This window comes from uncultured Cocleimonas sp. (assembly GCF_947495625.1).
Classification (GTDB): Bacteria; Pseudomonadota; Gammaproteobacteria; order Thiotrichales; family Thiotrichaceae; genus Cocleimonas.
Map to the genome: position 1 here is coordinate 14,592 of NZ_CANLZW010000046.1, position 20,487 is coordinate 35,078.

Annotated in this window: 17 protein-coding genes; 13 read left to right on the plus strand and 4 right to left on the minus strand. The window is 41.9% G+C overall.

Going from position 1 to position 20,487, the window contains the following annotated elements; genetic code table 11:
• The first annotated feature begins 5 nt into the window (after positions 1–5).
• The 3 genes from ubiH (at position 6) to Q1A31_RS19115 (ending at position 3,969) form a co-directional block, all read left to right on the plus strand.
• Positions 6–1,322, plus strand: coding sequence for a 2-octaprenyl-6-methoxyphenyl hydroxylase (gene ubiH / locus Q1A31_RS19105; protein ID WP_299880763.1), 1,317 nt, complete (start codon positions 6–8; stop codon positions 1,320–1,322).
• Positions 1,319–2,506: a UbiH/UbiF/VisC/COQ6 family ubiquinone biosynthesis hydroxylase gene (locus tag Q1A31_RS19110; protein ID WP_299880767.1), complete on the plus strand. Its 1,188-nt coding sequence runs from the start codon at positions 1,319–1,321 to the stop codon at positions 2,504–2,506. Before ubiH ends, Q1A31_RS19110 begins: the two co-directional genes overlap by 4 nt.
• A gap of 221 nt (positions 2,507–2,727) precedes the next feature.
• A complete protein-coding gene (locus tag Q1A31_RS19115) occupies positions 2,728–3,969 on the plus strand; it encodes a sodium:proton antiporter (protein WP_299880770.1) in 1,242 nt (413 codons plus the stop codon).
• Between the two features lie 159 nt (positions 3,970–4,128).
• Here the strand turns inward: Q1A31_RS19115 and Q1A31_RS19120 are convergent, their stop codons facing one another.
• The 3 genes from Q1A31_RS19120 to gpmI all read right to left on the minus strand — a co-directional run bounded on the left by Q1A31_RS19120 (position 4,129) and on the right by gpmI (position 7,051).
• Positions 4,129–4,647 (minus strand): DUF5362 family protein, encoded by a 519-nt coding sequence (locus Q1A31_RS19120; protein ID WP_299880773.1) that lies wholly within the window; start codon positions 4,645–4,647, stop codon positions 4,129–4,131.
• 144 nt (positions 4,648–4,791) lie between these two features.
• A complete protein-coding gene (locus Q1A31_RS19125) occupies positions 4,792–5,340 on the minus strand; it encodes a CAP domain-containing protein (protein ID WP_299880776.1) in 549 nt (182 codons plus the stop codon).
• Between the two features lie 148 nt (positions 5,341–5,488).
• Positions 5,489–7,051 carry a 2,3-bisphosphoglycerate-independent phosphoglycerate mutase gene (gene gpmI, locus Q1A31_RS19130; RefSeq protein WP_299880779.1) on the minus strand — a complete coding sequence of 521 codons (1,563 nt, stop codon included), beginning with the start codon at positions 7,049–7,051 and terminating at the stop codon, positions 5,489–5,491.
• Between the two features lie 244 nt (positions 7,052–7,295).
• On the opposite strand from gpmI, the gene Q1A31_RS19135 reads away from it, so the two are divergent.
• The 10 genes from Q1A31_RS19135 (at position 7,296) to Q1A31_RS19180 (ending at position 19,446) form a co-directional block, all read left to right on the plus strand.
• Positions 7,296–8,342: a substrate-binding domain-containing protein gene (locus Q1A31_RS19135; protein WP_299880782.1), complete on the plus strand. Its 1,047-nt coding sequence runs from the start codon at positions 7,296–7,298 to the stop codon at positions 8,340–8,342.
• A gap of 257 nt (positions 8,343–8,599) precedes the next feature.
• Positions 8,600–9,988 carry a phosphate ABC transporter permease subunit PstC gene (gene pstC, locus Q1A31_RS19140; protein ID WP_299880785.1) on the plus strand — a complete coding sequence of 463 codons (1,389 nt, stop codon included), beginning with the start codon at positions 8,600–8,602 and terminating at the stop codon, positions 9,986–9,988.
• Complete coding sequence (gene pstA, locus Q1A31_RS19145; protein WP_299880788.1) at positions 9,981–11,267, plus strand: phosphate ABC transporter permease PstA; 1,287 nt, start codon at positions 9,981–9,983, stop codon at positions 11,265–11,267. The genes pstC and pstA overlap by 8 nt, the downstream gene beginning before the upstream one ends.
• 245 nt (positions 11,268–11,512) lie before the next feature.
• The gene (gene pstB, locus Q1A31_RS19150; RefSeq protein ID WP_299880809.1) at positions 11,513–12,259 is read left to right on the plus strand and encodes a phosphate ABC transporter ATP-binding protein PstB; all 747 of its coding nucleotides are present in this window, start codon (positions 11,513–11,515) and stop codon (positions 12,257–12,259) included.
• 76 nt (positions 12,260–12,335) lie between these two features.
• A complete protein-coding gene (gene phoU, locus Q1A31_RS19155) occupies positions 12,336–13,064 on the plus strand; it encodes a phosphate signaling complex protein PhoU (RefSeq protein ID WP_299880791.1) in 729 nt (242 codons plus the stop codon).
• Between the two features lie 15 nt (positions 13,065–13,079).
• Complete coding sequence (locus Q1A31_RS19160) at positions 13,080–13,784, plus strand: response regulator (RefSeq protein ID WP_299880794.1); 705 nt, start codon at positions 13,080–13,082, stop codon at positions 13,782–13,784.
• Positions 13,777–15,087: a phosphate regulon sensor histidine kinase PhoR gene (phoR, locus tag Q1A31_RS19165; protein WP_299880797.1), complete on the plus strand. Its 1,311-nt coding sequence runs from the start codon at positions 13,777–13,779 to the stop codon at positions 15,085–15,087. Before Q1A31_RS19160 ends, phoR begins: the two co-directional genes overlap by 8 nt.
• Positions 15,088–15,359: 272 nt before the next feature.
• Positions 15,360–17,375, plus strand: coding sequence for a PhoX family phosphatase (locus tag Q1A31_RS19170; protein ID WP_299880799.1), 2,016 nt, complete (start codon positions 15,360–15,362; stop codon positions 17,373–17,375).
• 186 nt (positions 17,376–17,561) lie between these two features.
• Positions 17,562–18,254: a phosphate regulon transcriptional regulator PhoB gene (phoB, locus tag Q1A31_RS19175; protein ID WP_131904284.1), complete on the plus strand. Its 693-nt coding sequence runs from the start codon at positions 17,562–17,564 to the stop codon at positions 18,252–18,254.
• Between the two features lie 145 nt (positions 18,255–18,399).
• Complete coding sequence (locus Q1A31_RS19180; protein ID WP_299880803.1) at positions 18,400–19,446, plus strand: substrate-binding domain-containing protein; 1,047 nt, start codon at positions 18,400–18,402, stop codon at positions 19,444–19,446.
• 141 nt (positions 19,447–19,587) lie between these two features.
• Here the strand turns inward: Q1A31_RS19180 and Q1A31_RS19185 are convergent, their stop codons facing one another.
• Complete coding sequence (locus tag Q1A31_RS19185; RefSeq protein WP_299880806.1) at positions 19,588–20,208, minus strand: LysE/ArgO family amino acid transporter; 621 nt, start codon at positions 20,206–20,208, stop codon at positions 19,588–19,590.
• Positions 20,209–20,487 lie beyond the last annotated feature (279 nt).

The window sequence follows — 20,487 nt, forward strand, 5'->3', positions numbered from 1 at the left end:
ACACTATGAATGAGCAATCTATCACTAAGCAATCCATAAATAAGCAGCCAATAAATAAGCAGCTAAGTAGCAAAGATGTTTACGACATCATCATAGTAGGCGGCGGCATGGTGGGCGCGAGTCTTGCTGTAGCCTTATTGCCGCTTAAACTGAAAGTGGCACTGGTTGATGAGTTTGAATTTGGTGCTCCTTCGCAGCCTTCTTACGATGATAGGGCGATTGCATTGTCCTATGGTTCTAGTTTGATTTTTAAAGGCATGGGCTTGTGGGATGAGCTAAAACCGAAAACCACTGGAATAAACAGTATCCACGTGTCTGATCGAGGGCATTTTGGTGCAGCGCGTTTATCGGCAGAAAAAGAAAATGTTCCGTCGTTGGGATACCTGGTTGAAAGTAAGGTGCTTGGGCAGCAGTTGTACCAAGTGTTGAAAAATACTGATGTTGATTTAATTCAGCCTGCTAGTGTTAAAAATCTTTCTGAAAGTGATAATGCGGTTACTTTAGAATTAGAAAAAAATGATGAATTAAGTCAGATAAGTGCTCGTTTACTGGTTGCGGCAGATGGCACTATGTCAAAAATTAGAGAACTATCCGGGATTAATATTACCCGTTCAGATTACAAGCAATCTGCGATTGTCAGTAATGTCTCTACTGAAAAAACTCATAATGGTGAAGCATTTGAGCGTTTCACTGATAATGGTCCAATTGCGTTATTACCGATGTCAGATAATCGTTGTTCGCTGGTTTGGACGCAAAATACCGAAGAGGGAACAGAAAACCTTGATGCAGTGATGGCGATGAGTGACGAGGACTTTTTAAACGAACTCGGCAAAGAATTTGGTTATCGCTTGGGGCGTTTTACCAGAGTAGGCAAGCGTTCTACTTTTCCTTTATCGCTAGTCACGGCGGATAAGAATACGGCAAATAGAACCGTTATAATTGGCAATGCTTCGCACACCTTGCATCCCGTTGCAGGCCAGGGATTAAATTTAGCCCTTCGTGATGTTGCTGTGCTAACTGACTTGGTAGCAGATTTGATGGGTAGCAATCAAACGCAATCTACAATCAATAACGTAGCATCACTGTTAAGCGCTTATGAAGAGACGCGTAAGGGCGATTTGAAAGGTACGATTCAATACACCGATTCCCTGGTACGTTTATTCTCGAACGATCAGGTTTTATTAGGTCATGCGCGTGCCGGAGGTTTATTGGCATTTGATCGATTGCCGCCACTAAGAAATTGGTTAACGCGAAAAAGCATGGGTATCAACTATCGTCAATCACGTCTCGCCAGAGGCTTGGCACTTAGAGTTGCATCATGACTGATAAATTAATCACTGTAAGAAAGCATTTTGATGTCGTCATCAATGGCGGCGGTATGGTTGGCGCCACTTTGGCGTGTTTATTGGCTAAAGCAGGTCGTACGGTAGCGGTTATTGAATTTGCTAAAGCCGTCGAATTTTCAGCTGACTCACCTTATGATCTTCGTGTATCAGCAATCAGTCGTGCTTCACAAAAGGCATTTACAGAAATCGGTGCGTGGCAAGCGATGCATGAGATGCGCGCTTCTCCTTACGAAAGCATGGAAGTCTGGGATGCCGAGGGTAATGGCAGCGTGCGCTTTGATGCTGCTGAATTGGGCGAGCCTGATATTGGTCATATCATTGAAAATCAAGTAATTCAGAAAGCTGTGTCTGATGCATTGAAAAAGCTGGATAACGTAACCTTGTTTCAGCCAGATTCGTTGGATAGTTTTACTGCGAATGACGATTCTGTTGAGATAAGCCTCCAAAGTGGGGGGGTGATAACAGCCAATCTGTTAGTGGGTGCTGATGGCGCAAATTCTAGTGTACGTGAGCTTGCCGGTATAGATATTGAGTTTGATGACTATGCACAGAGCGGTTTAGTCGCTGTGGTGAATACTGAACTTCATCACCAATATACGGCATGGCAACGTTTTCAGAAGACAGGTCCGTTAGCCTTTTTGCCATTATCCGATGGTAGTTGTTCGATAGTCTGGACGTTGCCGTCCGATAGAGCGGATTACTTTTTATCGCTGAGCAAGAATGATTTTAAAAAAGCATTGGCAGAAGCGTTTGATCATAAGTTGGGTAATATTACCAAGGTTGGAAAACGCGCTGCATTCCCACTTCGAGGTTCACAGGCGAAGCCTTATGTAATGGAGCGTATTGCCTTGGTGGGTGATGCGGCTCACACCATACATCCATTGGCGGGGCAGGGTGTTAATCTCGGTATTAAAGATGTTGTTGAGTTAGCAAAACAACTCGATGGTGTTGACGATGTTGGTAAAATAAAAGGGTTAAGGCGTTACGAGCGCGCCAGACGCGGTGATAACTTCATAACAATGCGCGCCATGGAAGGTTTTCGTTTGCTTTTTGGGCACTCTGCAGATTCAGTAAAGTCGATTCGAAACTTTGGTATGAAAATGTTTAACCAATTGCCGCTTGTGAAGAATGAAGTGATTAGAAAAGCACTTGGATTGTAAGTATCTGTTAAAATAGCGCTTTTGTAGTAATAAACAAAATAGATTAATCTAGTAGTCACCCCCCTACTTTAAGGCACTTTTTAAAAAAAGTGCCTAGCTCTGCATAAATTCTATTTACGTTTTCAAAAAACAAAAACGTAATATTATTCAAAAGTAGGGGGGTGACTTATATTTGCTGTAAATAAGTTAAATACACAATTTAAACCATAAATAGGTATTCAATGAGCATAATAAACACCATAGCGATACTCATCAGTCTCGCTGCTATCTTCAGTTACCTCAATCATAAATATCTTAAAATCCCAACCACCATCGGTTTATTAGCGATCGCATTGATCATGTCATTAGGCATCGTAGTTCTAGGGAAAATGGGGCTTCCCATTGAAGATCAGGCAATAACACTCCTAAAAGGCATCGACTTTAATGAGACGCTTATGCAGGGAATGCTTAGTGCTTTATTATTTGCAGGTGCATTGCATGTGCACCTTGAAGAGCTGATTAAGCAACGCTGGATAGTGGCTATTCTAGCCAGTGTCGGTGTCATGACTTCTACCTTTCTGGTTGGTTTTGTTTCTTTCTATATCTTTGGCTGGCTGGGTTTAGATATTCCTTTTATCTACTGCCTTTTGTTCGGTTCCTTAATATCTCCTACGGACCCCATTGCCGTATTGGGGATCTTGAAGACAGTGGGGGCGCCGAAGTCTTTAGAGACAAAAATTGCGGGTGAGTCATTATTTAATGATGGCGTGGCTGTGGTTGTGTTCCTTGTATTGTTAGGTATAGCTGGCGTTGGTGGTCATGGAGATCATGAAGAAATAAACGCTGCCAGTATTGCCGCCTTGTTTGCGCAAGAAGCGGTTGGTGGTGCCATCTTTGGTTTTGCGATTGGTTATATTGCCTATCGAATGCTGTCTTCAATCGATAATTATCAGGTTGAAATTTTAATCACACTCGGTTTGGTTTTTGGTGGTCACGCGTTGGCGAGCGCATTGCATTTATCCGGGCCAATAGCGATTGTTGTCGCAGGACTATTGATCGGTAATAGTGGACGAAAATTTGCGATGTCTGACAAGACTCGTGATCATCTGGATAATTTCTGGGAATTGATCGATGAAATACTCAATGCGGTTCTGTTTGTGTTGATTGGCTTAGAGGTATTGGTATTAACCTTTGATACTACCGCGGTAATTGCTGGTTTAATCATGATACCTGTAGTGCTTGCAATTCGCTTTTTCTCCGTCGGAGTACCTGTTTCAATCATGAGGTTGCGACAGACGTTCACACCTAAAATAATCAGAATCCTGACATGGGGAGGTTTGCGCGGCGGTATCTCAATCGCTTTAGTATTAACACTTCCAGCAGGTGAATATAGGGAAGCTTTATTAATGGTTACATATGTAATCGTCGTATTCTCAATTTTGGTACAGGGCATGACAATAGGAAAATTGGTTAAAAGCAGATAATCTTTTTAACCTATTTAGAAGCGGCTGTACAGCCTGATAGAACAAGTGTGAAAGAGCAATAAAAAAGCTCGCTGAAAAATATCAAGCGAGCTTTTAAGTGTATATATTGTTACCAAAGGTTAAATAAAATGGGCATAAAGTTGGTAAAGATGACTTGTTTTAGAACGCTCCACCCATCAGTGCGCCGCCAATTCCAACAACCATCATAACGATCATAATAACGATGGTAAGCAGTGTCAGGATACCTATGAGCTTCCAGAAGCTTGCCTGATGCTTTAGAGCGGTCTCCATATCTTGTGATGTGCCAGATGCCACAAAGCGTTTAATTGCACCCGCGTATTTTAGTAAGAAAAGCGATATCACAAAATACAAAATGGTCATGATTAAGTACATGACGCCCATACCTATAATCAGGCCACCACCGCCTATTCCAGGTGGCATACCAGGCCCACCCATCATTGCAGCGCCGCCACCGAAAAATATTCCAACGGTGCCAATAGCCATTAGCGCGGTAAAGATAAAACCCACGATGGATATTAATAACACCCACGGTCTAGTGCGTTTTAGTTGATCAACAATGCCCGTTGTAATGGCATTGCCGCTATTGTTGTTTCCTATTGTTGTTCCTGCTACGTCTGATTTAGGCGTAGCAAAAGCATCATTTACGTTGCTGCTCATATCATTCCCCGAATAAAAGTAAGTATGTACTAATTGATTTACCCATTGCTTGATTAATGAGCAGCTAGGACTTTACCATTAAGTGTATTAATAGCGAATGAATTGGCGGTACTTTTAGTTGAGTGGGTCTGGTTTTGTCTGGATTTAGTAAGGCCATTCCCCAATATAATTGCCACGCGGATGATAATTACAGGCCCAGATCTGAGATTTGTCAGGGCAAATCGCTTTGGCACATCCCACTTGTTGTGATTCGTGCCAGACCATTTGAGTAAAGTGACCGCAGTCCTGTCCTGGTTGACATCTATTGTTTTGATAGTCATAAAAGTTGGCTTCCTCAGCCCATGCTTTTACAACCTCTGTGGGGTGAAATCTCTGTATTTTTTTTACGCCGCCACTAAATTCTTCAGGGCTTGCCCAAAACAGGTTTTCCCCATGTATTTGCTGAAATTGCCCGCCACTTTGATTGGGGCGATGAATCATTTCACAGTTTTGTGTTTGTGCTAAGTGATCGACCCATTGTTGGGCATATTTTGATAGCTCGTTGGACCAACTGAGTGGCTGTTGGTTATATTGCGCGCGCACTTGGTTGTGCGAGGAAAGGATTCCTGAAAACTGTGCTGGCTCCGATGCAAAGCTGGAAGCATTCAGCAACAGTAGGGCTGCTAATACAAACAAAGGAAGTGTTCTTTTCATACAAAATAGGCTTGGTAATTTTTGATATCGCCAAGCCTACTGTATCTACTCAGGATGTCACCATTCGTCGGTATTGGTGGTTTTTACCCTCCGACAGATTAACGGTGTTAGGAATAAACGGAAGAATTTCTGGAGTAAACGACTTAAATCAGTACGCTGCTGGTTTTGAGTCTTCCGTCATTTCTTCTAGCAAAATAGATTTACTCATAATCTCTTTTGGCTGCTCGATTCCCATTAACTGCATTACCGTAGGCGCAATATTGCTTAAGCCTGCGCCAGTGCTTAATTTCCAGAAAGACTTGTCGATCACCAAGCAAGGGACAGGGTAAACCGTATGTTGAGTATTTGGCTCTCCCGAGTATGGGTCGACATATTCATCACAGTTACCGTGATCTGCAGTTACTATTACTGAATAGTCATTGGCAACGGCTGCATCCAGTACGCGTCCGACTTCACGATCCAAGGCTTCTACAGCTCTAATAATGGGCTCAGGCATTGCGGTGTGACCAACCATATCGCCATTGGCAAAGTTAACCACGATGAAATCATGCTCGCCTGCTTCGGCTGCTTTAATAATTTCATCAGCCACTTCTTTAGCGCTCATCTCCGGGCATTCGTCGTAGGTGTTCACTTTTGGTGATTCAATTAAAATACGATCTTCGCCTTCGTAAGGTTGTTCTTTGCCGCCGTTTAAAAAGAAGGTGACGTGAGCATATTTCTCTGTTTCTGAGCAATGCAGTTGCTTTAGTCCAGCCTGACTAATCGTGTCGGCTAAATTTGTTAGAGGTCTTTCTGGTGGGAAAATAACCGGTGCATTAAATTTCTTTTCATACTCTGTCATGGTTGTTACAACAACAGGAGCATAATCACCACGATCGAATCCATCAAAATCAGCCATGCTTAAAGCATCTGTCATTTGTCTCGGGCGATCATTACGAAAGTTGAAAAATAGCACTGCATCATTTGCTTCAATCTTTTCTGCATTCGGCATTACACGCGGAATAACGAACTCATCATTTTCGCCATTGGCGTAGGCATCGTCGATTGCTTGTAATACGTCGCTGGCACTTTCGCCTTTACCATTAACCATCGCTTCCCAGGCAATTTGCGTGCGATCCCAGCGGTTATCTCTATCCATCGCATAATAGCGTCCGGAAACGGTTGCTACACTTCCGCCAAACTCTTCTAGTGCATCCAACATGGGTTGTATGTACTTTTTTGCAGATTTAGGAGATGTGTCGCGACCATCTGTAATGGCATGTATAACAGGCTTTACCTGATTCTCGTGACAGATCTTTATTAAAGCGCAAAGATGATTAACATGACTGTGTACACCACCATCTGAGACTAAGCCAATAAGGTGTAACGGTCTATTGTTTACTTTTGCAGTAGTAATGGTATCCAGTAAAACCTGATTCTTAGCAAGACTGCCATCTTCAATAGCATCATCTACGCGAACCAGATTCTGTTTCAGAATGATGCCGCAGCCAATCGTTAAATGACCAACTTCAGAGTTGCCCATTTGTCCATCAGGCAGACCAACTGCCTTCCCGGATGCTTCTAGAGTTGTATGTGGGTATTTTCCAAAATACTCATCTAAATTTGGCGTAGCTGCTTCATGAACGGCATTATTCTTTTTGCTTGGATTTACGCCAACTCCATCCATGATGATAAGCATTGTTTTACGGCGTGGGGCTGATTTTGTAGTCACTTTGTTTCCCTAAGGTTGAGCTTTATATAAGCGGGCTATAATAACTGTATTGTGTTAAATATTCACTATTACAAGTCTGTAGCGCCGTTTATACCAAATTCAATCTAAAAAACTGCCCCAAAGTAGGGGGGTGACTTTAATTATGACAAACTAAATGGAATTAAATTGTTTTTGTCATAAACCTGTCATATTGGCTAATTATGATGCGCACCATATTAAATAATATTTATTTGGAGTCATCTTCATGAAAAAACTACCTATTCTATTGGGTGCAGCATTGTCACTTCTTTCTACGAGCAATTTTGCGGCAGGTAGAGATTACATAGAGATTGTTGGTTCTTCTACGGTATATCCTTTTGCTACTGTTGTGGCTGAGACTTTCGGCAAGAAAACAAAATTCAAAACGCCAAAAATTGAATCCACCGGTTCAGGTGGTGGCTTAAAGCTATTTTGTTCGGGTAATGGCATTGATACTCCAGATATTACAAATTCATCGCGTCGTATCAAACAGAGCGAGGTTGATCTTTGTGAGAAAAATGGCGTAAGCAATATTACTGAAGTTCAGGTTGGTTTTGATGGCATCGCGATCGCTAATTCAAAGAAAGGTCCAACCTTTGATCTTAGTCTTAAAGACGTGTTTTTGGCGTTAGCGAAAGAAGTACCAGGCGAGAAAGAAGGAGAGCTAATCGCGAACCCATACAAGACATGGAAAGATGTTAACTCAAGTTTGCCAGATATAAAGATTGAAGTATTAGGTCCTCCACCAACTTCGGGTACTCGTGATGCATTTGCAGAATTGGCACTTGAAGGCGGTTGTAAGAAGATTGATTGGATCAAGGCAATGAAAAAGACCGACAAGAATAAGTACAAAGAAGTTTGTCACACCGTTCGAGAAGATGGTGCATTCATCGAAGCTGGTGAGAACGATAATTTAATCGTTCAAAAATTAGTGAGTAATAAAGATGCATTGGGTGTATTTGGTTACAGCTTTCTGGATCAAAACTCAGACAAGGTAAAAGGCGCGATTGTCGATGGTGTAGAGATTTCTTTCGAAAATATTGCTGACGGTAAATATGCAGTTTCACGTCCTTTATATTTTTATGTGAAAGGTGATCACGTCGGGAAAGTTCCTGGTATTGCTGAATTTCTCGCGGAATTTACATCTGAAGATGCTTGGGGTGATGATGGGTATTTAACTGAAAAAGGTTTAATTCCACTCAGCGAAGAAAAGCGTGAAGAAGTGGGTAGTGCTGCAAGAGAGTTAAAAGTACTAAGTCTGGATGCGAGTTAAATAAAGGGAATATAAAAATAAGTAAGGTGTGCCGAACCCTCTTCTTCTCCTAGTTATGGGGTTCGGTAACATTTTGTTTTTTCTGGCCTGAGTCGTTGATAAATGCTAGATGCATAGATGACTGCATAGTCGATATAACGCAAAAAGACAGAGTCTTACACTGCATATTTATATCGGCTTCGACGATTCAGACCAGAAAGAATAAGCTCATTTTTGTCCTACTTTTAAGATTGTAATTACATTTTTTTGAGATAAACATGCCTACACAGACAATTCTTATTACCCTGATAGCATTGCTTATTTTTAGCTATTTTATTGGTCATAAAAGATCTATCGCAGTATCTAGCTTAGATAAGGGTAGACGCAATCTACATTCAAGACCGCACTATTACGGTTATATGGTGGCAATCTGGGCAGGTATCCCTGCGTTACTGATATTGATGCTTTGGTCTGCGTTTAATTCAAGTATTGTTACTTCATTAACAGTTTCGGGTTTGCCGGAAACGATACAGGCTGAGTCCAAAGACACGCTTGGTTTAATAATTAACGAAGTGAAAAATCTCGCTGTTTCAGGTCAGATTGCCGAGGAAACAGATGCAGTTAAGCGCGATGCTGCTTATCACTATCAACGTCTTCAAAGTATCAGTACTTTGGCGAAAACGGTTGTGGTTTTTGTCGCTGCTTTATTGGGTATGTTGTTTGCCTGGCGATTAATAAACCCAGAGTTAAGAGCAAGAAATAAAGTAGAAACCGTGGTTCGCTGGAGTATGATCGTTTGTGCCTCTATCGCGATATTAACAACAGTGGGAATTGTATTTTCAGTGTTGTTTGAATCTATACGTTTTTTCGAATCTGTGCCGCCGAGTGATTTCCTGTTTGGTACAAAATGGAGTCCACAAACCTCGATCAGAACCGATCAGGTGGGTAGTTCTGGATCATTTGGTGCTATCCCGCTATTTGTGGGTACGCTATTAATATCCGCTATTGCTTTGATTATCGCCGTACCATTAGGGCTAATGTCTGCGATTTATCTCTCAGAATATTCAAGCAGAAGAGTACGTTCTTTTGCTAAACCAACGCTTGAGATTTTGGCGGGTATTCCAACCGTTGTTTATGGTTTCTTTGCGGCGCTGACAGTTGCCCCTTTTCTACGAGACTTAGGTGAATCTGTGGGTTTGAGCGTTGCCTCTGAAAGTGCGCTAGCTGCCGGTGTAGTTATGGGGATTATGATCATCCCATTTGTTTCATCATTGTCCGATGATGTTATTTCCGCTGTGCCACAGGCAATGCGAGATGGATCATACGGCATGGGTGCTACCAAGTCTGAAACGATTCGTCAGGTAGTTATTCCTGCCGCTTTGCCGGGTATTGTCGGTGGTGTGTTATTGGCTGCATCCCGAGCTATCGGTGAAACCATGATTGTGGTTATGGCTGCGGGTTTGTCAGCCAAACTGACTGTGAATCCATTAGAAGCGGTGACCACGGTAACGGTGCAAATTGTTACTTTGCTAACAGGCGACCAAGAGTTTGATAGTCCTAAAACCCTGGCTGCATTTGCGTTAGGTCTTGGTTTATTTGTAATCACTTTGTTACTCAACTTTGTTGCGTTGCATATTATTCGAAAGTACAGAGAGCAGTATGAGTAATTCAAATTCCACTGAAATTATAAGAGCGGGTTTAAAGAAGCGTTACGCTAGAGAAAAGCGCTTCCGTCTGTTTGGTATTGCTTCATTGATGATTAGTTTTGCCTTTTTATTGGTATTGCTTTTCACCATCGTGAGCAAAGGCTGGCCTGCATTTCAGCAAACTTATGTAAAACTGGATATTGTGCTGGATGAGACTGTATTAAAAGTAAACAATAAATCTGACGAAGATGCGTTGTTTTCAGCAAATTATCAAAAAGTAGTTAGGGAAAGCTTAAACAAAATGTTTCCCGGTGTTAAAGGGCGTAAACAAAAACGTGACTTGAAAAATATTGTGAGTAATTCTGCGGCGTATACGATTCGCGATGATGTGTTGGAGAATCCTGATTTATTAGGTACTAAGCAGACTTACTGGTTTTTAGCGAAGGATGATATCGACGTCTTTATGAAGGGTAAAATAGACCGTGATTTGCCTGAAGATGAGCGTCGTCTTAAAGATTATCAATTTGAGTGGATTGATAAACTCATTGAGGAAGACCGATTAGAAAAGCGTTTCAATACCGTTCTATTCACTAATGGTGATTCGCGAGAGCCAGAACAAGCAGGTATGAAAGGAGCCATTATGGGTTCTTTATTCACCATGCTGGTAACCTTGATGCTTTCTTTCCCAATTGCGGTAGCGGCAGCAGCCTACCTCGAAGAGTTTGCACCACAAAATAATAAGTGGGTTGATATCATCGAAATTAATATCAACAACCTGGCGGCTGTGCCTTCGATCGTCTTTGGTTTATTAGGTCTGGCTGTCTATATCAATTATTTTGGTGTCCCGCGCTCCACGCCTTTAATAGGTGGTTTGGTATTAACATTGATGACATTGCCAACCATCATTATTGCAAGTCGTGCGGCAATTAAATCAGTACCACCTTCGATTAAAGAGGCGGCCATTGGTTTGGGAGCATCTCGAATTCAAACCTTGTTTCAACATACACTGCCTTTAGCAATGCCAGGTATTTTAACCGGTACGATTATTGGTATGGCGCAAGCACTGGGCGAAACAGCACCGCTATTGATGATTGGTATGATAGCGTTCGTGGCGGAAGTGCCAACCGGCGTGTTAGATCCATCAACGGTTATGCCAGTTCAGATTTACCTGTGGTCTGACAGCCCAGAGAGAGCGTTTACTGAAAGAACCTCTGCCGCTATTATGGTGTTATTAGGGTTTTTGGTAGCGATGAACCTAATCGCCATTATGCTTAGAAAGAAATTCGAGAGACGCTGGTAAGCTTTATTTTCTGAGATAAGATCAACAGATATTAAGTACCAGCAACGAGATAGACCAAATTTATTAATTGAGTAAAAACTATGACTGACGTTATCAATACAATGCCAGGAATGCCAAGAGCGGTTCCGTTAGAATCAGAAACGCCAAAACCTGCTGTTGATGCAATTACCGGTGAAAAGCACCGTAGTGAATTTGATGTTGAAATCAATGGCACGGTGGGTAAGCCATTAGTTGACAACGCTAAAATGAGCTCACGAAACTGTGATGTGTTTTATGGCGATAAGCAGGCAATATTTGGTGTCGATTTAGATATCGGCAACAATGAAATTATTGCCATGATCGGTCCTTCTGGTTGTGGTAAATCGACCTTTTTGCGCGTGTTAAACCGCATGAATGACACTATTTCAATTTGTCGTGTTACCGGTGAGCACACTCTGGATGGCGAAGATATTTACGGCAAGAAAACAGACCCGGTTTTACTGCGTGCCAGAGTCGGTATGGTGTTTCAGAAGCCAAACCCTTTCCCTAAATCGATCTACGATAATGTGGCTTATGGTGCGCGTTTGCATGGCTTGGCATCTAATCGTTCTGAGCTTGATGACTTGGTAGAAGCGAGTTTGATTAAAGCGGGCTTGTTCAAAGAAGTTAAAGATGATTTGCAGAAACCAGGTACAGGTTTATCAGGCGGACAGCAACAGCGTTTATGTATTGCTCGTGCGATTGCGGTAGATCCTGAAGTGATTTTAATGGATGAGCCAACCTCGGCACTTGATCCTATAGCTACTGCAACTATTGAAGAGTTAATGGATGAACTGAGATCAAACTATACCATTGCTATTGTAACTCACTCCATGCAGCAAGCTGCGCGAGTCTCGCAACGCACTGCTTATTTTCACATGGGTAAGCTGGTTGAAGTGAATGATACTGATAAGGTATTTACTAATCCTGAGCATCAATTAACAGAAAACTATATTACTGGGCGCTTTGGTTAATACATTGGAGAATAAAACCGAGCGAAATGTGTATCGTTAAAAGTACACGCTTAAAGTAACGTTAAAAGGTAAAAAAATGGAAATAGGGCAGCATATTTCACAGCGCTATAATGAGGAGCTGGAAGATATTCGAAACCAAGTGCTGAAAATGGGTGGTTTAGTAGAATCCCAGGCAGAGCAAGCGGTAAAAGCATTGTTAGAGTCTGATTTTGAGTTGGCGAAAACAGTTGCGAATGGCGATGAAGCAGTTAATCAGATGGAAATTGATATCGATGAGGAATGTACTCGTGTGATCGCGAGAAGACAGCCTACCGCTTCTGACTTACGTTTGGTCGTAGCCGTTGTAAAAGTCATTACAGACCTCGAAAGAATTGGTGATGAAGCAGAAAAAATCGCTCGTTATTCTAAAAAGCTCGCGAAAAAACAAAAAATAACAACCATGCATTCTGAGCTTTCGCACATGAGTCAATTAGTCTTGACCATGCTGCATGACTCATTAGATGCATTTGCACGACTTGATGCTGAAGGCGCAGTAGGGATTCTCGGCAAAGATCAACAAGTTAATGTTGAGCTGGATAATTTGTCGAGATTATTGATTACTTTTATGATGGAAGATCCGCGTAATATAAAAAATGCATTGAGAGTAAGCTGGTGTGCGCGTTCATTAGAACGAATCGCTGATCATGCGCAGAATATCTGTGAGTATGTAATCTATCTGGTGAAGGGAAAAGATGTACGACATACGTCCTTGGAGCATATTCGTTCAAAATACTTTCCGTACGATATTGAAGACGGCGAAGAATAAGGTCGATTAAATTAGATGTTTGAAATTTTATTAGTTGAAGACGATCATGCCATCAGAGAAATGTTACAAGCTTTTCTTGTAGGCAAGAGCTACAAGGTAAAAGCCGCTGAAAGTGGGGGGGTGGCATTTGATATGCTTGCCGAGAAGAACCCAGACCTTATTTTGCTGGATTGGATGTTGCCGGATATCAGTGGTCCCGAGATTATTAAGCAAATACGAAAAAATAAAATTCAACGGGATATACCTATCTTGATGCTGACTGCGCGCGCCGAAGAAATGGACAAGGTTAAAGGCCTTGAAGTTGGTGCGGATGATTACATGACGAAACCCGTGTCATTGAAAGAGCTGGATGCCAGAATCAAAGCATTAATCAGACGTTCGCAAGGCTTAAGTGTCGATAAAACAATCACGCGTAAGTCAGATAAAGGGTCTTTGGTGATTAATCTGGAAAATAATTCGCTATTGATCAATGATGCCACTGTGGATATTGGGCAAACAGAGTTTCGTTTATTGCATTATTTTATGCGAAAGCCAGAAAGAATACACAGCAGAGCGCAATTGTTAGATCAAGTTTGGGGGCAAAGCACGTTTATTGATGAGCGCACCGTCGATGTCCATATTCTGCGTCTGCGTAAAGTGCTCAAACCTTATGATCTCGATGACATGTTAAAGACAGTGAGGGGCGCAGGTTATCGCTTTACTGAAAAATTAGATGGATAGTAATGACTGGAGTACCGAACGCTGGCGCATCGCGTTAGTCCTATTTGTCGCCTTTGTGGGAGGCATACTTACGGGTTATTGGTCCTTGTCACTGATTCTTTCACTTGTCGCTTATATCGCTTGGCTTCTCTATAAACTCAAACAATTGCATATTTGGTTAATTAAAGGTGCAAGCCCCTCGTTATTACCCGACAGTAACGGCATTTGGGAACGCATTACCCAGCAAATTCAGAATACGCATAAAAAGAGTGATCGACGCAAAGATCGCATGGTGAATTTACTCAAGCGCTTGCAAGGTATTATCACCGCGCTACCTTATGCAACAGTAGTGCTTAACGGCAATAATGAAATCGATTGGGCAAACGGTATTTCGCAGGTCTATTTAAATGTCGATATCAAAAAAGACAGAGGGCAGCGTATCGATAACATTATTCGCTTACCGCAAGTGAATAATCTGCTGGAAACAAAATCCACCAAAGAAATAGAAGTAAGTCTACCTACAGGGGATTACGGACTTGAAAGACAAGTTGCGATTCAGATTATTCCGGTTCAGGGGGATTTGAAGTTATTAGTCGCAAGAGATGTTAGTGAACGCGCTACCATCTATAGAATGCGTAAAAACTTCATCGCCAATGCATCACACGAACTACGTACGCCGTTGACGGTAATAGCTGGTTATCTCGAGATTATGCAGGAAGATGATCATCTGCCTGATAGCTTGCAACCTGCGGTGTTAGCAGCCTCTGATCAATCTATTAGAATGCAGCGCATTATCGAAGATCTACTCACCTTGTCACGTCTGGAGAATTCCGAGCTGAGCGATAACTCTAGCAGCATCATCGACGTACCTTCAGTTCTGAATAGAATCTGCCATGATGAAGCGACGTTGATTACCGGTGATACGCATATTATAGAAAAAGACATTGATGAGAGCTTGAAGATAAAAGGCTCTGATGCGGAAATTATCAGTGTCTGTAGCAATCTCGTCCATAATTCAGTCCGCCATACTCAGGATGGCACCAAAGTAAAAGTGATATGGAAGAAATCCGCAAAAGGCGAAGGCTGTCTCTCTGTCGTTGATGATGGTCAAGGCATTCCGGCAGAGCATCTAGTGCATTTGACGGAGCGTTTTTATCGTGTTGATAAAGGGCGTTCGCGCGATAAAGGCGGCACGGGCTTAGGTCTGGCAATTGTCCAGCATATTGCCCAACGACATGGCGCCAAGCTGGATATCAAAAGTGAAGTGAGCAAAGGCTCAACGTTTTCTGTATGTTTCCCTGCCAGTCGAGTTGTAGACGACTAATTACTTCTTAATTGTTTGATTATGCACCCCCCTACTTATAGGCGTTTTTTTTGATGTCTATTTAGGGAGGTGCAAATGTATAAACGTTGCCTTTCGATTAATACATCAGACTTTCTTGTTTATCCCTTTCCTCTCTCTCGTTTTATATAGATCCGATTAAAATCTGCATTTCATAAAACCTTAACCATTTTGTAATTTAACCTTCATATTACCTTCTTACTATTCCCTGGCTTGCTACGGCATTTTATAAATCAAACCAAAAAGGAATAATTGTGAGTAAAGAAACATTTGACCCAACGCGTTATAACCATAGCGCTAATGAGCCATTTTCATCCGTGCTAGAAAAAAAGCTATCAAGACGTGACGTACTTAAAGGTGGTGCTGCATTTGCTGCTTTAGGTCTGTTCAGTAGTTTTGGATTAGCGGGTTGTAACAGCAGCAGTAGTAGTGATAATGAAGCATCAGAATCTCTTTCATTAGGTTTTAAATCTATCGCAGGATCTAAAACAGACGCTGTTGTGGTGCCATTAGGTTATAGCGCTCAGGTGTTAGCACCATGGGGAACACCGCTAAACAGCATCGCTTCTGAGTGGAAGAGTGACGGTACTAACACCGCCTTAGATCAAGCGAATTCACTCGGTATGCATCATGATGGTATGCAATTCTTTCCTCTGGATGGCAGTTCAACAGACGGTCTTTTATGTATCAATCATGAATATATTGATAGCAATGCGCTGCACTACGACGGGGCGGCTAGAGATTCGGAATTTGTACGTAAAGAAATAAATGCACATGGCGTTACGGTAGTGCGTGTTCAACTAACGGATAACGGCTGGCAAGTGGTTAAAGATGACGCTCATAATCGTCGTTTTACTGCAGCAACTGAGATGGATATTTCTGGTCCATTAGCGATGACAGCGGCATTAATCACACCTTTTTCAACGGCGGGTAACAAAACACGCGGTACTTTGAATAACTGTGGAAACGGTTCTACACCTTGGGGAACTTACTTAACATGTGAAGAAAACTGGCCAGGTTATTTTGTTGCCGATGAAGCAACCATGACTGAAGACCAGAAGCGAATTGGTATTTCAAGTTTAACCAGTGGCAGATACAACTGGCATGATCAAGCGGGTAGTGCAGATGAAGTTCAAGGTGAATTTAGTCGATTTAACCTAACACCAAATGGCGCAAATGCTTTAGAAGACTATAGAAATGAGGCAAATGGCTACGGGTATATCGTAGAAATTGATCCTTATAACCCAGATTCTACAGCCGTTAAAAGAACCGCGTTAGGACGTTTTCGTCATGAAGGCTGTGCCTACGGCAAGCTAGAAGCTGGCAAGCCGATTGTGTTTTATTCTGGGCATGATTCACGTTTTGAGTATCTGTATAAATTTGAATCAACTGCAATGTGGGATCCTGCAGATGCTGACAGAACAGATCGTTTGGCCGTTGGTGCTAAGTACATGGATTCTGGCACTTTATACGTTGCGCGCTTTGATGGTGATGGAAAAGGAATGTGGTTACCTTTGGTATTAACTACTCCATCTGCCGACGGTAGCGAAACATTGGCAAATAGCTTTAGCAGTCAGGCTGATATCATTCTTAATACAGCTGGTGCGGCAGACATAGTTGGGGCAACCCCAATGGATCGTCCTGAGTGGACAGCAGTGGACCCTGTAACAGGCACGGTTTATCTGACACTCACCAACAATACGCAGCGAACCGATACGACTAACCCGGCAAACCCGCGTTTGAATAATGCGTTCGGACATATTATTCGTTGGGATGAGGTTGAGGGCAGTAATGAGTTTGATTGGGATATCTTTGTCTTTGGATCACCTGAAGACGCAGATGCTGAAACAAATCTTTCGGGACTGGATGAATTCAATCAGTTTGCGAGTCCAGATGGTATGGCTTTTGATGCACGCGGAATTATGTGGGTACAAACCGATAACGGTGCTGACGAAGTGACTAGTTATACCAACGATCAAATGCTAGCGGTTGTTCCCTCTAAACTGGTCGATGCGGACGGTAATCAGGAAGTATTATCTGCAAGCAATCAAGCAGAGCTGAGACGTTTCTTTGTTGGGCCGAATAATTGTGAAGTCACAGGGCTTTCCTTGACGCCAGATCAAAAGAATTTCTTTGTGAATATTCAGCATCCGGGTAATTGGCCTTATAGCACAAACGCGGCTGAGGAAACACCCGAGGGAACTAGCGTTCGTCCCCGTGCCTCAACAGTCGTTATTATGAAAGATGATAATGGCGAGATTGGTGTATAGATTAGTGGCAAGCACTAAATGTTGAAGCTGTAATAACAGCGAATTTAAGCCTCATTAATCATCGTATTAATGGGGCTTTTTTTATCCATTTATTTGAAGATATTTCTACACAAAATGTTGCTTGTCATCGTTCTGAAATATTGATGTGCTTGAATAGCAAGGTCAATGAATAAAAACAGCAGGGCTATGAATACAATACTATTAGTCGAAGATGAGAAGCCAATCCGATCGATGCTTGACTTCGCTTTAAAAAAAGCAGGCTTTCAAACATTAGAGGCAGAAGACGCTTCTCAGACACGGTTACTGTTAAAGAACAATGATCCAGATCTGATCTTAATGGACTGGATGCTGCCCGATGCATCGGGCGTCGATATAGTCAGATCGTTAAAAGGTCAGGTTTCAACCTGTCAAATTCCTATTATTATGCTCACCGCAAAATCAGAAGAAGCGAATAAAGTTTCGGGCTTGAATGCGGGCGCTGATGATTATGTGACCAAACCTTTTTCTCCCAAAGAGCTGATAGCAAGAATTCAAGCCGTTTTAAGACGCAGTAATCAAGAGGCTGAAGAGCAGGATGTGATTCGTGTCGGCCAGCTAGAAATTGATAGATTGTCACACCGTGTCTCGTTAGTGGGAGAGGCATTAGATTTAGGCCCAACTGAATACAGGTTGTTGTTATTTTTAATCGAACACCCAGATCGTGTTTTTAGTCGGGAAAATCTATTAAATCAGGTTTGGAGTCGCAGTCCTTATGTTGAAGAGCGCACTGTGGATGTCCATATTTTAAGATTACGCCGAGCTCTGGCGATAGAAGGTTATGACAACGCCATACAAACCGTTCGTGGCATTGGTTATCGCTTTCACTGTGATAAGCGCTGAATGCAATGTCATAAAAGCTTAACAATTCTGTAATAAAGCGGTCACATTCCAAAACTATTATTTGCGCAGCTTTGGTGAGCAATGAATCACGTTGTTACCAATCTTGTATTAATGATTTTATATAAAAACTTTGGAGCAAAAATAAATGAAAAAAGTAAGCTTGGTTGTTGCAACGGCAATAGCAACCCTTTCATTCTCGAATGCAATGGCTCGTGACCATATCGAAATCGTAGGTTCTTCTACGGTTTATCCTTTCTCTACAGTAGTTGCAGAGACGTTTGGTAAGAAGACTAAATTCAAGACACCTAAAATCGAATCTACGGGATCTGGTGGAGGAATGAAACTTTTCTGTGAAGGCAATGGTATCGATACACCAGACATTACAAATGCGTCAAGAAGAATTAAGAAATCTGAGTTTCAAAAATGTGCTGACAACGGTATTAAGCTTACAGAGGTAAAAGTAGGTTACGACGGAATCGCTATAGCGAATGCTAAATCTGCACCTAAGTTCAAACTAACACGTCAGGCAATCTTCCTTGCGATGGCAAAAAATGTTCCAGAAGTTGATGGAAAAGGCGGATACACGGGTAAGCTAGTTCCTAATACTTATGTTAAGTGGAATCAGATTTTCCCATCATTACCAGCGACTGAAATTAAGGTAATGGGCCCACCACCAACATCAGGAACTCGTGATGCTTTTGCTGAGCTTGCAATGGAAGGTGGTTGTAAGACTGTTCCCTGGATCAAGGCACTTAAAAAGACTGACAAGAAGCAATACAAGACAATCTGTCACACAGTTCGTGAAGATGGTGCTTACGTTGAAGCGGGCGAGAACGATAATCTAATCGTACAGAAGCTTGTTGCTAGTCCGAATATGCTAGGTGTTTTCGGATTCAGCTTCCTTGATCAGAATTCTGACAAAGTACAAGGTTCTAGCATCGATGGTAAAGAGTTAACCTTTGAAACTATTGCTACCGGTGAATACCCAGTGTCACGTCCACTTTACATGTATATCAAGAACGATCATGTTGGGAAAGTACCAGGTATCAAAGAGTTTGTTTCAGAGTTTGTATCTGCAAGTACATGGGGAGACGATGGTTACTTAGCAGAAAAGGGAATGATTCCTATGCCTGCTGATGAGCGTAAATCATTCGCTACTGCTGCTACCACATTGAAAGCATTATCAATGTAATAAACGTAGTGCAAGCTATCTAATTTAACATAAATACGGTTAAGTTAGTTATAAAAAGAGCCCATTTAATGGGCTCTTTTTTTTGTCAGTTAAATTAAACACACCCCCCTACTTATGAGCACTTTTTTCTAAATCGTGTTTCTAAACAACGGAGAAATCGGTCGTTATCAAATGATAAGCAATACTAAACATAACGAGGCCAATGAGAATATTCAATATTTTCCAGGCGTGTGTTTTGGCAAAGAGTGGCGCTAATAATCGAGCGCCATAGCCTAATGTGAAAAACCAAAGGAAGGATGCGCAGACTGCGCCAATTGTAAAATATAGTCGATGTTCATCTGAATACGGAGAGGCAATGCTTCCAATCAATAACACTGTATCCAGATAAACGTGTGGATTCAAAAAGGTAAGGGCTAAAACCGTAGCCACAACTTTTCGTAAATTTTGTGAGCTTCCATCTGTCGCTGCAATTTCGAGCGTTTCATTTTTAAAGGCAGAGCGTAAGCTCATTAAGCCAAAAATAATAAGGTAAATAGCGCCTAGCCAGGTAATCACCTTCAGCCAATCAGGGTGATCATTTACGATCTTCCCCAAACCACTTGTACCGATGACAATTAATATTGCATCTGATAACGAGCAAATAAGGCAGATGATGAAGACATGTTTTTTTAGCAGTCCTTGTTTAAGGACGTATGCATTCTGAGCGCCTATAGCAATGATCAGGCTAGCACCTAATATCAGGCCAGTAAGAAATGTACTCATGTTAGGAAGTCGTATTGGTTAGCAGAAAGCGTATTAATCAGACGCGTAAAATGGTGTGTTTAGACTTGGTATTTAAAAGAGATTCAGAGTGTAGCTTATGTCTGATTGTTTAGCATCGTCTATGAAAAAACGCCTAGCTCTGCATAAGTTCCTTGGGTCATTTTAAACAGCTAAAAAAAGTCATTTAAAGTAGGGGGGTGACCAATGCCGTTGAATTAAGACTATAAGCCATTGATAGACATAGTATACTACCTTTCTTATTACACATTTAGACGAGGA